We start from the raw sequence: 14,892 nt of genomic DNA, 5'->3' as shown, positions 1-14,892 counted from the left end.
GAAAATCTTTCCGGCGGGCGTCAGCGCCACATCCCGCGCATCCGGGCGCCGATGTCGATTGGCGGCGCTCGGTTCGCGGTCGAGGCTTGTGCAGCCGCAGCCCGTGGCCAGCTGGTCCGCTCGAACATCGGCAGCAGCCGTTCCGGGATGAAGCGGGTGCGCGAGGCGTACATGTGGCGGTCGCCCTTGGCGGCCTGGCCATGGACGAAGAAGCGCTGCGGCACCAACAGATGCAGATCGTCCTTGGCGCGGGTCATCGCGACATAGAGCAGGCGGCGCTCCTCCTCGAGCTCCGCCGACGTGCCGGCGCCGAGGTCGGAAGGCATGCAGCCGTCGACGACGTTGAGGACATAGACCGATTTCCATTCCTGCCCCTTGGCGGAGTGGATGGTCGACAGGATCAGATAGTCCTCGTCGAGCAGCGGCACGCCGGCCTGATCACTGGTGGCGTCGGGCGGATCGAGCGTGAGCTCGGTGAGGAAGCGTTCGCGCGACGGATAGCCGCCGGCGATCTGCTCGAGCTGAATGAGATCGGCGCGGCGCACCTCGCTGTCCTCGTGGATGCGATCGAGATGCGGCTCGTACCAGAGCCGCGCGCGCTCGATGTCGACAGGCCATTCCGAGTAGCGCAGGTTCTCGATCGCCTCGACGAACAGCCGCCAGTCGGCGCCGGCGCGCGGCGGGGCGGGCAGTGCGCCGAGGGCTGCGATCGGATCGGCGGCTTCAGCCATGTGGTCGAGCACGCGCTGCGCCGAGGCCGGCCCGACGCCGGGCAACAGATGCAGGATGCGAAAACCGGCGACGCGGTCGCGCGGATTGGCGGTGAAGCGCAATAACGCCAGCATATCCTTGACATGCGCGGCGTCGAGGAATTTGAGGCCGCCGAATTTCACGAACGGGATGTTGCGGCGGGTCAGCTCGATCTCCAGCGGTCCGCTGTGCGACGAAGTGCGGAACAGCACCGCCTGGTGCTTCAGCAGCGCGCCTTCCTCGCGGTTGGCCAGCACCTGTTCGACAATGTAGCGCGCCTGATCGGCCTCGTCGCGGATCGTGACCAGCAGTGGCTTGCGGGTCGAGATCCGGTCGGTCCAAAGATTTTTGGTGAAGCGCTCCTTGGCGAGCGAGATCACGCCATTGGCGGCAGAGAGGATCGGTTGCGTGGAGCGATAGTTGCGGTCGAGCGTGATGATCTCGGCGGCCGGGCTGAACTGGCTCGGGAAGTCCAGGATGTTGCGCACGGTGGCGGCGCGGAACGAATAGATCGACTGGGCGTCGTCGCCGACCACCGTGAGCCCGCGTCCCGCCGGCTTGAGCGCGAGCAGGATCGAGGATTGCAGGCGGTTGGTGTCCTGATATTCGTCGACCATCACATGATCGAAGCGGCAGCCGATCTCCTCGGCCAGCCCGGTATCCGTCACCATCTGTGCCCAGTAGAGCAGCAGATCGTCGTAATCGAGCACGTTCTGCCGTTGCTTGGCTTCGACATAGGCCGCGAACAATTGCTTCAACTCGCTGGCCCAGCCGGAGCACCACGGGAAGAACTGGCCGAGCACGGCTTCGATCGGCATCTCCGCGTTCACGCAGCGCGAATAGATCGCAAGGCAAGTGCCCTTGGTCGGGAACCGGCTTTCGGTGCGGGAGAAGCCGAGATCGTGGCGGACCAGGTTGATCAGGTCGGCGGAGTCCTCGCGATCATGGATCGTGAAGGCCGGGTCGAGCGCGATCCGCTCGGCGAATTCGCGCAGCAGCCGCGCGCCGATGCCGTGGAACGTGCCGGCCCAGTTCAGCGCGTCGGTCATGACCGAGGCGCGATCGCCGAGCACACGCCGCGCGATCCGTTCGACGCGGCCGGCCATCTCGGAGGCGGCGCGCCGCGAAAAGGTCATCAGCAGGATGCGGCGCGGATCGGCGCCGGCGAGGATTAGATGCGCGACGCGATGGGCAAGCGTGTTGGTCTTGCCGGAGCCGGCGCCCGCGATCACCAGCAGCGGCGCACCCACGATGCAATCCTTGCCGACGCCATGCTCGACGGCACGGCGCTGCTCGGAATTGAGCGCATCGAGATAGGCTGTGTTGGCAAGGTCAGGCACGAATCACCCCCACGAAACGCTAACAGACATTGCGATTCCGTGGAGCCAGCCCAGCGACGCGGGAGCAGAGAATTTAGATTGACATTAACGCCGCCCGGCGCACAACCGCGCCATGGGTGACGTTTCCAAATCCGACACGCCGCTGAAGGCGACATTCAAGGTGCGGCTCAACGGCGAGACGGTGACGCTTGCGACCGTCGGCCAGGCTCACCGCTTCATTAGCAATCTCAGCGCGGTCGAATGGATGGAGTTCCGCTCACTGCATGACGACGCGTTGGTTGCGCTGGAGCGGGCGGCCGGGAACGCGATGCTGACGGTGCAAGCAACCAACGCGCTGCGGACGCTGTTCGTCCGCGCAAAATTGCTCTGAAAAGACAAAATTGCTTTGAAAAGAAATGGGCCGCCTTGGCCCTCCGAGGCGGCCCGAGAGTGCGGCCGATGCGCGTTGCGCATCCGGCCGTCGCGTGTACCGCCGTTACCTTGTTTGCGGCCATAACGGACAGGGCCTTACGCAGCGACCGCCGATTCGGCTGTAGCTGCAACAGCACAATCAGGGACCAATGTCGTCGGCGAGCCGGTCATACACAAGGGCCGAGCGCATGTTCATCGTTGCGATCCTCAGATAGCTCGGTTCGCGCATGGCATTGTTGAACATCATGATCGCGGTCTTCCAGTAGCCGCGCTCGCGCTGATCGAGGCTCAGCGCTGAAAGATAGTCCGCCGCATCGCCGACGGTTGCGAGCGTGCGGCCGTCCTTCAGCACGATCGGGAACGCCAGCGGCGACCGCTTCTCCAACTCCAGCACGTGACGCTCCCCCAAAGACGAAGCAGCAATAGCAGAACTGGCTGCGCCGCCATATCGAAGGCTTGAGGGAGGTGGGTCGGCGGCTCAGAAAGAATCCGCCAGCGCGATCTCGGCCTTCAAGGCGTTGATACGCCGTTCGGCCTCCTCGGACGTCAGGTCACGCGCGTACTGGTCGGGCTGATAGGCCTCCTCGGCGAGGCTCCTCAACCGGAGCCCCTGGGCACGGGTCATCAGCCCGCCAAGGCGCTCCGCAACTCCGCCATATCTCACTGCTGCCATGCCCATCGCTTACCTCGCTTGCTGGATCGTGACTTGACAATATGTTCTATTTTCGTTCTAACAAGCCATGGACAACAAAATCAACGAAATTCGCCGGAAGATCAGCACGTTGCGGGCTGAGATGACCCTGATCGAGGCGTCGATCCGGGATCAGGTCAATCGCGATCTCGATTGCAGCGAAGCGTCATACCGGCTGATGGCGATGCGCGCCGAAGTGGCCGAGCTGATTGGCCTGTGGAAGGCGGCCGGCGGCGGCGATCGACTGCCAACGGTCAGGGAGCGGTTGAGCCGAAGCTACGCGGATCGCCCGAGCGCGACGGTCAAGCCGGACCGGAGCAAGCTCGGCAAGGGGAAGACCGCGGCAGGCCAGGGCGCCGCGCGAACCTGATCCGGACCAGGCGCGGCCAGACGCCTGGCACGGTCTCGCGCCTGAATAGGTTTCCGGACTGGAACCCGGAGGGCGGGACGGCATTTTCCTGTGGTGAGAGCCAACACCATAGCATCGCCCAGCGCCATGATCGCCGATCCGACCGCGCCACCGCGGGCATCGATGAATGACGATCGCAGCCCGCTGCTGACGCTGATCTCCTGCATCAGCTGCATCAGGACGATGCGGCTCGAGAGCAGCTCTCCGGGCAATGACGGCAGAGATATTCTCCAATACCGCTGCGAGCAGTGCAGCCGCATCGAGCGGGTGCAATTGGTGCGGCGAAGCTGGCCGGCTGACCGCTAGCCGTTGGTTGGCTCCACGACCGGAGTTTTGATGCTGGTCGGTGCACGACGCGCGCGCTTCAACCCGCGGCCGTCCCTTTGCAGTTGCACAATCACACTGCACGAAAAGTTCCAATTGCGGATTGGAACTTTTGGTTCCATTCACGATTAAGGCACTCGATTTGTGTCACAAATTGCCGTCCCGGCGTTTTCCCGCTTGAATCAATCAAGGGCAGTCATTCTTATGGTCACACTGGCTTTTCCGAGTCCTTGGATCCTCGGGATTCTTGGCCAGCGCGTAGGGGAAATTCCATGACCGATCTCGGTTCGCCGCCTCGTCCCCGTGCTGATACCCGCCGCGCCCAATCATCCAATGGAAGCCTCGACTCCTCGCACGATCTGCTGCAGTCCCTGCAGGCGATGCGCGGCGGCGACTTCTCGGTCCGGATGCGCGGCGACTATCTCGGGATCGACGGCAAGATCGCGGACGCCTTCAACGAAATCGCGGCTGCCAATGAGCGCATGGCGCAGCAATTGGCGCGCGTCGGACAGGTCGTCGGCCGCGAGGGACAGACCCGCCAGCGCGTCAATTTCGGCCTCGCCAGCGGCGCATGGGCCGACATGGAGAGCTCGGTCAACACGTTGATCGATGACCTGCTGTGGCCGACGCGCGAGGTCACCCGCGCGGTCGCCGCGGTGGCGCAGGGCGATCTGCTGCAAACCGTGCAGCTCGACGTCGAGGGCAGGCCGCTGCGCGGCGAATTCCTGCAGTCGGCGAACATCGTCAACACGATGATCAAGCAGCTCTCGGTATTCACCTCCGAGGTGACGCGCGTCGCCCGCGAAGTCGGCACCGAGGGCAAGCTCGGCGGCCAGGCCCAGGTGCCGGAAGTGACCGGCGTCTGGAAGGACCTGACCGAGAGCGTCAACTCGATGGCCAACAATCTGACCGGCCAGGTCCGCAACATCGCCGAGGTGACGATCGCAGTCGCAAACGGCGACTTGTCGAAGAAGATCACCGTCGACGTCCGTGGCGAGATCCTGCAGCTGAAGGAAGCCATCAACACGATGGTCGATCAGCTGCGTTCATTTGCTTCGGAAGTGACGCGCGTGGCGCGCGAGGTCGGCACCGATGGCAAGCTCGGCGGCCAGGCCATCGTGCCCGGCGTCGCCGGCACCTGGAAGGATCTCACCGACTCGGTGAACGCGATGTGCGGCAACCTGACCGCCCAGGTCCGCAACATCGCCAACGTGACCACCGCCGTGGCGCGCGGCGACCTGTCGCGCAAGATCACGGTCGACGTCAGCGGCGAGATCCTCGAGCTGAAAGACACCATCAACACGATGGTCGACCAGCTCAACTCGTTCGCCTCGGAAGTGACGCGCGTGGCGCGCGAGGTCGGCACCGAAGGCAAGCTCGGCGGCCAGGCCCAAGTGCCCGGCGTCGCCGGTACCTGGAAAGACTTGACTGATAACGTCAACTTCATGGCCTCGAACCTGACCGCGCAGGTCCGCAACATCGCCGACGTCGCGACCGCGATCGCCGGCGGCGACCTATCGAAGAAGATCACGGTGAACGTGTCCGGCGAGATCCTTCAGCTGAAGGAGACGCTCAACACCATGGTCGACCAGCTCAACGCCTTCGCCTCGGAAGTGACGCGCGTGGCGCGCGAGGTCGGCACCGAAGGCAAGCTCGGCGGCCAGGCCAACGTGCTCGGCGTCGCCGGCACCTGGAAGGACCTGACCGACAACGTCAATTTCATGGCCTCGAACCTGACCGCCCAGGTCCGCAATATCGCGGGCGTCACCACCGCGGTCGCCAATGGCGATTTGTCGAAGAAGATCACGGTCGACGTGCGCGGCGAGATCCTCGAATTGAAGGACACCATCAACACGATGGTGGACCAGCTCAACGCCTTCGCCGGCGAGGTGACGCGCGTGGCGCGCGAGGTCGGCACCGAGGGCAAGCTCGGCGGCCAGGCCGAGGTGCGCGGCGTTGCCGGCACCTGGAAGGACCTCACCGACAGCGTCAACTCGATGGCGTCGAACCTGACGGCCCAGGTCCGCAACATCGCCGAGGTCGCGACCGCAGTTGCGAAGGGCGACCTGTCGAAGAAGATCACGGTGAACGTCTCGGGCGAAATCCTTCAGCTGAAGGAAACGCTCAACACGATGGTGGACCAGCTCAACGCCTTCGCCGGCGAAGTGACGCGTGTGGCGCGCGAGGTCGGCACCGACGGCAAGCTCGGCGGCCAGGCCGAGGTGCCCGGCGTCGCCGGCACCTGGAAGGATCTGACCGACAGCGTCAACTCGATGGCCGGCAACCTGACGGCCCAGGTCCGCAACATCGCCGAAGTTGCAACCGCGATCGCCGGCGGCGACCTGTCGCGCAAGATCACGGTCGACGTGCGCGGCGAGATCCTTCAGCTGAAGCAAACGCTGAACACGATGGTCGACCAGCTCAACCGCTTCGCCGGCGAGGTGACGCGCGTGGCGCGCGAGGTCGGCACCGACGGCAGCCTCGGCGGCCAGGCCAACGTGCCCGGGGTCGCCGGCACCTGGAAGGACCTGACCGACAACGTCAACTCGATGGCCGGCAATCTGACCGCGCAAGTCCGCAACATCGCCGAGGTGACCACTGCCGTGGCACGCGGCGACCTGTCGCGCAAGATCACGGTCGACGTGAAGGGTGAAATCCTCGAGCTGAAGAACACCATCAACACGATGGTCGACCAGCTCAACGGCTTTGCCGGCGAAGTGACGCGCGTGGCACGCGAGGTCGGCACCGAAGGCAAGCTCGGCGGCCAGGCCGAGGTGCCCGGCGTCGCCGGCACCTGGAAGGATTTGACTGACAACGTCAACTTCATGGCGTCGAACCTGACCGCGCAGGTCCGCAACATCGCCGAGGTGGCGAGCGCGATCGCCGGCGGCGACCTGTCGAAGAAGATCACGGTGGACGTGCGCGGCGAGATCCTGCTGCTCAAGGACACCCTGAACACGATGGTCGAGCAGCTGCGCTCGTTCGCCGCCGAGGTGACGCGCGTGGCGCGCGAGGTCGGCACCGAAGGGCGGCTCGGCGGCCAGGCTGTGGTGCCCGGCGTCGGCGGCACCTGGAAGGATCTGACCGACAACGTCAACCTGTTGGCCGCGAACCTGACCACCCAGGTTCGCAACATCGCGGAAGTGACGACCGCCGTCGCGCGCGGCGACCTGTCGCGCAAGATCACGGTCGACGTGAAGGGCGAAATCCTCGAGCTGAAGAATACCATCAACACGATGGTGGACCAGCTCAACGCCTTTGCCGGCGAGGTGACGCGCGTGGCGCGCGAGGTCGGCACCGAAGGCAAGCTCGGCGGCCAGGCCGAGGTGCCCGGGGTCGCCGGCACCTGGAAGGATCTGACCGACACCGTCAACGTCATGGCAGCGAACCTGACCGAGCAGGTGCGCGGCATCGTCAAGGTGGTGACCGCGGTCGCCAACGGCGACCTGAAGCAGAACCTGACGGTGAAATCGAAGGGCGAGGTGGCCGCGCTCGCCGACACCATCAACAACATGACCGAGACACTCGCGACCTTCGCCGAGCAGGTCACCAGCGTGGCGCGCGAGGTCGGCGTCGAGGGCCGGCTCGGCGGTCAGGCCAACGTGCCCGGCGCGGCCGGCACCTGGAAGGATCTCACCGGCAACGTCAACCTGCTGGCGGCCAACCTGACCTCGCAGGTGCGCGCGATCGCGGAAGTGGCCACCGCCGTGACCAAGGGCGACCTGACGCGCTCGATCCAGGTCGACGTGCGCGGCGAGGTCGCCGAGCTCAAGGACAACATCAACACCATGATCGGCAACCTCCGTCTGACGACGGAGCGCAACACCGAGCAGGACTGGCTGAAGACCAATCTGGCGCGCTTCACCAACATGCTGCAGGGCCAGCGCGATCTCGCGACCGTCGGTCGCCTGTTGCTGACCGAGCTGGCGCCGCTGATCAATGCCCATATGGGCGTGATCTACCAGGTCGACAATCCCGAGAATGCGCAGCTGCGCCTGCTGTCGGCCTATGCCAGCGACAGCAGCAATCCGCATCCGCAGATCGTCCAGTTCGGCGAGGGGTTGATAGGTCAATGCGCGCTCGACAAGCGCCAGCGCCTCGTCTCGGATATTCCCGGCGATGCAGTGCCGGTCAATTCGGCGCTGATGCGGATCATGCCGAAGAACCTCGTCGTGTTCCCGGTATTGTTCGAGAACCAGGTCAAGGCGGTCATCGAGCTGTCCTCGATTTCGTCATTCACGACCTCGCAGATCACCTTCCTCGAACAACTGACCGACAGCATCGGCATCGTGCTCAACAGCATCGAGGCGACGATGCAGACCGAGGCGCTGCTGAAACAGTCGCAGCAGCTTGCCGGCGAGTTGCAGACCCAGCAGAAGGAGTTGCAGCAGACCAACGACCAGCTCGAGCAGAAGGCCCAGCAGCTCGCCGAACGTAACGTCGACGTCGAGCGCAAGAACCAGGAGATCGAGCAGGCGCGGCGCGCGCTGGAGGAAAAGGCGACCGAGCTGTCGCTGACCTCGAAGTACAAGTCGGAGTTCCTGGCCAACATGTCGCACGAGCTGCGGACGCCGCTGAACTCGATCCTGATCCTCGGCCAGCAGCTCACGGAAAACCCCGACGGCAACTTGACCGCCAAGCAGGTCGAGTTCGCCCGCACCATTCACGGCGCCGGCACCGACCTGTTGAACCTGATCAGCGACATCCTCGATTTGTCCAAGATCGAGTCCGGCACGGTGACGGTCGAAGCCGAGGAAATTCTCACCTCGAGCCTGCTCGAGACAGTCGGGCGGCCGTTCCGGCATGAGGCCGAGAACCGCCACCTGTCCTTCAGCATCGACGTGGACGCCAACCTTGCGCGCAGCATGGTCACCGACTCCAAGCGGCTGCAGCAGGTGCTGAAGAACCTGCTTTCGAACGCGTTCAAGTTCACCGCGGAAGGCGGCGTCAGCCTGACCGTCTCGGCGGCCGTCGGCGGCTGGAGCGCGGAGCACGCGATCCTCAACACCGCGCCTGCCGTGGTTGCGTTCGAAGTGTCGGATACCGGCATCGGTATTCCGCAGGACAAGCAGAAGCTGATCTTCGAGGCGTTCCAGCAGGCCGACGCCGGCACCAGCCGCAAATACGGCGGCACCGGTCTCGGCCTTGCCATCAGCCGCGAGCTGGCAGGCCTGCTTGGCGGCGAGATCCATCTGCGCAGCGCGCCCGGCAAGGGCTCGACCTTCACGCTCTATCTGCCGCTGAAATATGCCGGACCATCGGTTGCACTGCGGCCGCAGGCTCAGCCGATACAAATGCCGCACACCTCGGCGCCGTCGCTGCAGGCGGCGGGTACGCAGGAGCGTGTCATCGAGCAGCTTCCGGACGACCGGCTCGATCTCGAGCCCGGCGACACCATCCTCTTGATCGTCGAGGACGATCCGCATTATGCGCGGGTGCTGATCGATCTGGCGCGCGACAAGGGCTTCAAGGTGCTGGTCGCGAGCCGCGGTGCCGAGGCGCTCGATCTCGCCAAGCAGTTCCAGCCGAGCGCGGTCTCGCTCGATGTCTTCCTGCCGGACATGCTGGGCTGGACCGTCTTAAGCCAGCTCAAGCACAATCCGCTGACCCGGCACATTCCGGTCCAGATCATCACGCTCGACGAGGATCGGCAGCATGCGCTGGCACGCGGCGCCTTCTCCTTCGTCAACAAGCCGACCACGACCGAAGGCGTCAGCGCGGCGCTGTCGCAGATCAAGGAATACGCGCGGCCGCGCCGCAAGCGTTTGCTGATCGTCGAGGATAACGCAGCGGAACAGCTCAGCATCACCGAATTGCTCGGACACGAGGACATCGAGATCGTGACCAGCGACACCGGGGCAGGAGCGCTGGCGACGTTGCGCGAAAATCCCTGCGACTGCATCGTGCTCGATCTGCGGCTGCCCGACATGAGCGGTTTCGAGGTGCTGGATCAAATCCGCAAGGACGAGGCGCTGTCCAATATTCCCGTTGTCGTGTTTACGGGCCGGGAACTTTCGGCACAGGAGGACGCGGAACTGCACACGATGGCGCGCAGCATCGTCGTCAAAGGCGTGGAGTCGCCCGAACGTCTGCTCGACGAAACGTCACTGTTCCTGCACCGTGTGATCACGGAATTGCCCGTCGAAAAACAGAGGATGCTGGAGAAGCTCAACAGTTCCGATGAAGATCTGATCGGCAAGACCGCGCTGCTGGTCGACGATGACGCCCGCAACATCTTCGCGCTGTCGAGCGTGCTGGAGCGGCGCGGTATGAAGGTGTTGACTGCAACAACGGGTCACGAGGCGATCTCGCTGGTCGAGTCCAATCCGAAGATCGCGATCGTGCTCATGGACATCATGATGCCGCAGATGGACGGTTACCAGACCATCGGCGCGATCCGGCAAAATCCCGCCTTTGCGCGGCTGCCGATCATCGCGCTGACGGCGAAAGCGATGAAGGGCGATCGCGAGAAATGCCTGGAAGCAGGCGCGTCCGACTATCTGGCGAAACCCGTGAACACCGAGCAACTGCTGCTGGCGATCCGCATGTGGCTGCACCGCTGATCGGCGATCGAACATGATGGACGAAAAGGTAAACATCCTCTTGGTCGATGACCAGCCGGCGAAGCTGCTGGCCTATGAAGTCATCCTGAAGGAATTGGGCGAGAACCTGGTCGCGGTATCATCGGGCCGCGAGGCGCTCGAGTTCCTGCTCAAGAACGAAGTCGCGGTCATCCTGGTCGATGTGTGCATGCCCGAACTCGACGGCTTCGAGCTCGCGGCGATGATCCGCGAGCATCCGCGTTTCCAGAAGACCGCGATGATATTTATCTCGGCGATCCAGGTCAGCGATATCGACCGGCTGCGCGGCTACGAGATGGGCGCGGTCGACTACGTCCCGGTGCCAGTTGTGCCCGAGGTGTTGCGGGCCAAGATCCGCGTGTTCGCCGAACTCTACCGCAAGACGCGGCAGCTCGAACGCCTCAACGCCGAGCTCGAGGACCGCGTCCGCGCGCGCACCGCCGAGCTCGAGCAGTCGACCACCCGGCTGGTCGAAAGCGAGGCGCGCCGCAGCATGGCGATCGCCGCGGGCAAGATGGGCTCGTGGGACTGGGACTGGGTCAACGGCGATTGGATGTGGGACGAGGGCCAATACAAGATCTTCGGCGTCGATCCCAAAACCTTCGCGCTGACATCGGACAACATCCAGGGGCTGTTCCACCCCGACGATGTCGAAGAGTTGAAGCAGGCCTGGGCCGGGTTCGGCAACGGACAGACATCCTATGAAGCCGAATTCCGCGTCATGCGGCCGGATGGCGAGGTGCGCTGGTGCGTCGGCACGGCGGCGGCGACCAGCGACCGGAACGGCAGGGTGGTGCGGGTGAGCGGCGTGACTGTCGACATCACCGATCGCAAGAGGGCCGAGGAACGGCAGAGCCTGTTGACCCGTGAGGTCGACCATCGTGCCAAGAATGCGCTTGCGCTGGCGCAATCGATCGTGCGGCTGACGCGCGCGCAGAACGTGACCGCCTATGTGCGGGCGGTCGAGGGCCGCATCACGGCGCTGGCGCGGGTTCACACCGTGCTGTCGCTATCGAGCTGGCAGGGGGCCGAAATCCGCCGGCTGGTGACCGAGGAGATCGCGCCTTATTCCGAGGCCGGGCAGATCCAGATCGAGGGCGCCGAGGTGCAGTTACAGCCCGCGACCGCGCAGACATTGGCGCTGGCGCTGCACGAACTCGTCACCAACTCCGCCAAATACGGCAGCCTGTCGGTGCTGTCAGGCCGGCTCGCGATCACCTGGGAAGTGCAGGACGATACTTTGATCCTGGCCTGGGTGGAATCCGGCGGGCCGCCGGTGACCAAGCCGAAGCAGAAGGGTTTCGGCACGCGAAGCGTAATCGCCAGCATCGAGACCCAGCTCGGTGGCCGGGCCGATTTCGATTGGCGCGCCGAGGGCCTGATCTGCCGGCTCACGGTTCCGCTCAAGTCGCTTGTTGGGGAGACCACGGCGTACCGCGATCTATCGGCGGCTGCGCGCGAGCCTATGGTCAGTTCCAGGGCCGTTTAGCAGGAACCAAGCCTCCGGCGCTGCGGTTAACGAGGGCTGATCGCTCCCGTTCGTAGCCTGAGGTGCTGCCGTGGATGCCCAAACCCGAGAGCGCGGGCCGTCCGCTGAGGAACCGCGGCAGCCCGAACACGCCCCAGAGCAAAAAACGCGGCCAGACCGTACGTCGCCCCCGCAGCCGGACACCGACCGCAAGCCGTCGATGCGCGACCGGCTGCGCGAGCACTGGATGCTTGCCACGGCCGGCGCTTGTCTGCTGCTGCTCGCGCTCGTCGGTGGCGTGATCTACTGGCTCAACATCCGGCACTATGAATCGACCGACGACGCGTTCGTGGCTGCGCGCAGTTTTGCCGTTGCCGGAAAGGTCGGCGGCTACGTCGTCGAGGTCCCAGTCACCGACAACCAGCACGTCAATGCCGGCGATCTCCTCGCGCGGATCGATGAGCGCGACTACAAGATATCAGTCGATCAGGCCAGCGCGCAGGTCGCGGTCGCCGAAGCCAACATCGCCAACGTCGAGGCGCAGATCGACAGCCAGCAGGAACAGATCAAGGAAGCCAAGGCGCAGCAGCAGCAGGCCGAGGCGCAATTGAAATTCGCGCAGGAGGAGGCGGCGCGTGCCCAGAATCTGGTCGAGAAGGGCGCAGGCACGGTGCAGCGGCAGCAGCAGACGCGCTCGGATCTCGATGCTCAACAGGCCAATGCGAGCCGCGCGAGGACGGCGGTGACCGCGGCCGAGCTCGGCGTCAAGACGCTCGAGGCTCAGCTCAAGAGCAGCAAGGCATCGTTGGAGCAGGCGCAGGCACAGCTCGATCAGGCCAAATTGAACCTGCAATATACACGCATCACTGCGGCGCAGTCCGGACGCGTCGTCAAACTGAGCGGCGCGGTCGGCACCTACGTCGCGCCGGCGCAGAGCGTCATGATGTTCGTGCCTGACGAGATCTGGATCACCGCAAACTACAAGGAAACGCAACTCACCGACATGCGTCCGGGTCAGCCGGTCGAGGTCAGGATCGACGCCTATCCGGGACGCAAGCTCACCGGCCGCGTGGCTTCGGTTCAACCCGGTTCGGGCACTGCCTTCAGCCTGTTGCCGGCGGAAAACGCGACCGGCAATTTCGTCAAGGTCGTGCAGCGTGTTCCCGTGAAGATCGTGGTCGACAACTGGCCTGATGATGTGCCGGTCGGGCCGGGCATGTCGGTCGTGCCCTGGACCAGGGTGCGATGAGCGACGTCGCGGCAGGTGGCGGCGCGGCCTGGTCGCCCCAGCGCTCGGCTGCGGGCGGGCATAATCCCTATCTGATTGCCTTCGTCGTCTCGATCGCGACCTTCATGGAGGTGCTCGACACCACGATCGCCAATGTGGCCTTGCGCCATATCGCAGGCGGCCTGGCGGTCGGCATTGACGAGAGCACCTACGTCATCACCAGCTATCTCGTCGCCAATGCCATCGTGCTATCGATCTCGGGCTGGCTCTCGACCGTGATCGGCCGCAAGCGGTTCTACATGATTTGCGTCGCCACGTTTGCGTTCGCTTCACTGCTCTGCGGATTGGCCTGGAGCCTGGAGGCGCTGGTTCTGTTCCGGATCATCCAGGGCCTTGGCGGTGGCGGGATGGCGACCAGCGAGCAGGCGATCCTCGCCGACTCCTTTCCGCCGGCCAAGCGCGGCCAGGCTTTCGCGATCTACGGCGTGGCAGTGGTGGTTGCTCCCGTGATCGGACCGACGCTCGGCGGCTGGATCACCGACACTTATACCTGGCACTGGATCTTCCTGATCAATGTGCCGATGGGCTTGATCTCGCTTTTCCTGGTCGGGACCCTGGTCAACGAGCCGTCCGGCGCCGAAGAGGAGCGCAAGGAATTGCTCAAGAACGGCCTGCGCGTCGACTATATCGGCTTCGTGCTGGTCGCGATCGGGCTCGGCTCGCTTGAATTCGTATTGGACGAAGGCCAGCGCAAGGACTGGTTCGGGTCCGACATGATCACGGGCTTCGCGCTGGCGTCGGCGGTTTGCCTGATTGCGCTGATCCCGTGGGAGCTGACGCGCAAGGATCCGATCGTCGACCTCCGCCTGTTGGGACGCCGCCAGTTCGGATCGTGCTTTCTGGTGATGCTGTGCACCGGCGCGGTGCTGATCTCGTCGACCCAGCTGTTACCGCAATTGTTGCAGACGGAGCTGAACTATACCGCGCTTCTTGCCGGGCTTGCGTTGTCACCCGGTGGCATCGTCACGCTCACCTTGATGCCGGTTGTCGGCAATCTCGTCAGCCGCGTGCAGCCGAAATATCTGATCGCACTCGGCGGCTGCATCGTCGCGTTCTCGATGTGGCATCTGACGGGACTGAACGGCGACATCACCTATGGCTACGCCGCGCTCGCGCGCATCTTCCTCTCGGCAGGCCTTCCGTTCCTGTTCCTGCCGGTCACGACAGCGTCCTATGACGGCGTGCCGCCGGACAAGACCAACCAGGCCTCGGCGCTGATCAACGTCGCCCGCAACATTGGCGGGTCGATGGGCGTCGCACTGGCGCAAACGGCGCTGGCGCAGCGCCAGCAATTCCACCAGAGCCGGCTGATCGAGCACGCCGCGCCGTCCGATCTCGGCTATCAGCAAACCATCGATACGATGACACGCTATTTCCAGGCCCAGGGATCGAATGCATCGGACGCCGCATCTCAGGCGATCGCCTGGGTCGGCCAGACCCTGCAGCAGCAGGTCGATCTCCTTGCTTACATCGACGTGTTCTGGATGCTTTCGATCGTCGGACTCGTGATGATCCCGCTCGCCTTGATCATCAAGCCGGTCGATCTGGCTGGGCCGCCAAAGGGACACTAGAGCAGACGACATTGTGAATGCGGATAGCGGTCGAACCGCGCTATGAATTGCGCGGCTGA

General features: G+C 64.4%; 10 protein-coding genes. 7 read left to right on the top strand and 3 right to left on the bottom strand.

Annotated features, from left to right (window positions below; genetic code table 11):
• Positions 1–20: 20 nt before the first annotated feature.
• Complete coding sequence (locus tag ACVIW0_RS19150) at positions 21–2,090, bottom strand: ATP-dependent helicase (protein ID WP_461353721.1); 2,070 nt, start codon at positions 2,088–2,090, stop codon at positions 21–23.
• 112 nt (positions 2,091–2,202) lie between these two features.
• On the opposite strand from ACVIW0_RS19150, the gene ACVIW0_RS19145 reads away from it, so the two are divergent.
• On the top strand, positions 2,203–2,460 hold the full coding sequence (locus ACVIW0_RS19145; RefSeq protein ID WP_212013805.1) for a hypothetical protein: 258 nt from the start codon (positions 2,203–2,205) through the stop codon (positions 2,458–2,460).
• 180 nt (positions 2,461–2,640) lie between these two features.
• On the opposite strand, the gene ACVIW0_RS19140 is transcribed toward ACVIW0_RS19145, so the two are convergent.
• On the bottom strand, positions 2,641–2,895 hold the full coding sequence (locus tag ACVIW0_RS19140) for a hypothetical protein (RefSeq protein ID WP_461353720.1): 255 nt from the start codon (positions 2,893–2,895) through the stop codon (positions 2,641–2,643).
• Positions 2,896–2,979: 84 nt separating this feature from the next.
• Complete coding sequence (locus ACVIW0_RS19135; protein ID WP_461353719.1) at positions 2,980–3,174, bottom strand: DUF3072 domain-containing protein; 195 nt, start codon at positions 3,172–3,174, stop codon at positions 2,980–2,982.
• Positions 3,175–3,295: 121 nt separating this feature from the next.
• Here ACVIW0_RS19135 and ACVIW0_RS19130 point away from each other — a divergent pair, with 121 nt between their 5' ends.
• The 6 genes from ACVIW0_RS19130 to ACVIW0_RS19105 all read left to right on the top strand — a co-directional run bounded on the left by ACVIW0_RS19130 (position 3,296) and on the right by ACVIW0_RS19105 (position 14,833).
• Positions 3,296–3,562 (top strand): hypothetical protein, encoded by a 267-nt coding sequence (locus tag ACVIW0_RS19130; protein WP_461353718.1) that lies wholly within the window; start codon positions 3,296–3,298, stop codon positions 3,560–3,562.
• Between the two features lie 162 nt (positions 3,563–3,724).
• Entirely contained in the window at positions 3,725–3,907 is a 183-nt protein-coding gene (locus tag ACVIW0_RS19125; RefSeq protein WP_461353717.1) for a hypothetical protein, read from the top strand.
• A gap of 290 nt (positions 3,908–4,197) precedes the next feature.
• Positions 4,198–10,488: a HAMP domain-containing protein gene (locus ACVIW0_RS19120; protein WP_461353716.1), complete on the top strand. Its 6,291-nt coding sequence runs from the start codon at positions 4,198–4,200 to the stop codon at positions 10,486–10,488.
• Positions 10,489–10,501: 13 nt separating this feature from the next.
• A complete protein-coding gene (locus ACVIW0_RS19115; RefSeq protein WP_461353715.1) occupies positions 10,502–11,995 on the top strand; it encodes a sensor histidine kinase in 1,494 nt (497 codons plus the stop codon).
• Positions 11,996–12,065: 70 nt separating this feature from the next.
• Complete coding sequence (locus ACVIW0_RS19110; protein ID WP_461353714.1) at positions 12,066–13,223, top strand: HlyD family secretion protein; 1,158 nt, start codon at positions 12,066–12,068, stop codon at positions 13,221–13,223.
• Positions 13,220–14,833, top strand: a complete 1,614-nt coding sequence (locus tag ACVIW0_RS19105) for a DHA2 family efflux MFS transporter permease subunit (RefSeq protein WP_461353713.1) — start codon at positions 13,220–13,222, stop codon at positions 14,831–14,833. Before ACVIW0_RS19110 ends, ACVIW0_RS19105 begins: the two co-directional genes overlap by 4 nt.
• Positions 14,834–14,892 lie beyond the last annotated feature (59 nt).

It is taken from the genome of Bradyrhizobium sp. USDA 4454 (assembly GCF_054822705.1).
This window is presented reverse-complemented; position numbering and strand designations above follow the sequence as displayed.

What these genes read in the sequence shown, in the direction of transcription:
- ACVIW0_RS19120 (WP_461353716.1), top strand. Translation starts at nt 4,198, where the DNA reads ATGACCGATCTCGGTTCGCCGCCTCGTCCCCGTGCTGATACCCGCCGC.
- ACVIW0_RS19125 (WP_461353717.1), top strand. Translation starts at nt 3,725, where the DNA reads ATGAATGACGATCGCAGCCCGCTGCTGACGCTGATCTCCTGCATCAGC.
- ACVIW0_RS19145 (WP_212013805.1), top strand. Translation starts at nt 2,203, where the DNA reads ATGGGTGACGTTTCCAAATCCGACACGCCGCTGAAGGCGACATTCAAG.
- ACVIW0_RS19115 (WP_461353715.1), top strand. Translation starts at nt 10,502, where the DNA reads ATGATGGACGAAAAGGTAAACATCCTCTTGGTCGATGACCAGCCGGCG.
- ACVIW0_RS19105 (WP_461353713.1), top strand. Translation starts at nt 13,220, where the DNA reads ATGAGCGACGTCGCGGCAGGTGGCGGCGCGGCCTGGTCGCCCCAGCGC.
- ACVIW0_RS19135 (WP_461353719.1), bottom strand. Translation starts at nt 3,174, where the DNA reads ATGGCAGCAGTGAGATATGGCGGAGTTGCGGAGCGCCTTGGCGGGCTG.
- ACVIW0_RS19130 (WP_461353718.1), top strand. Translation starts at nt 3,296, where the DNA reads ATGACCCTGATCGAGGCGTCGATCCGGGATCAGGTCAATCGCGATCTC.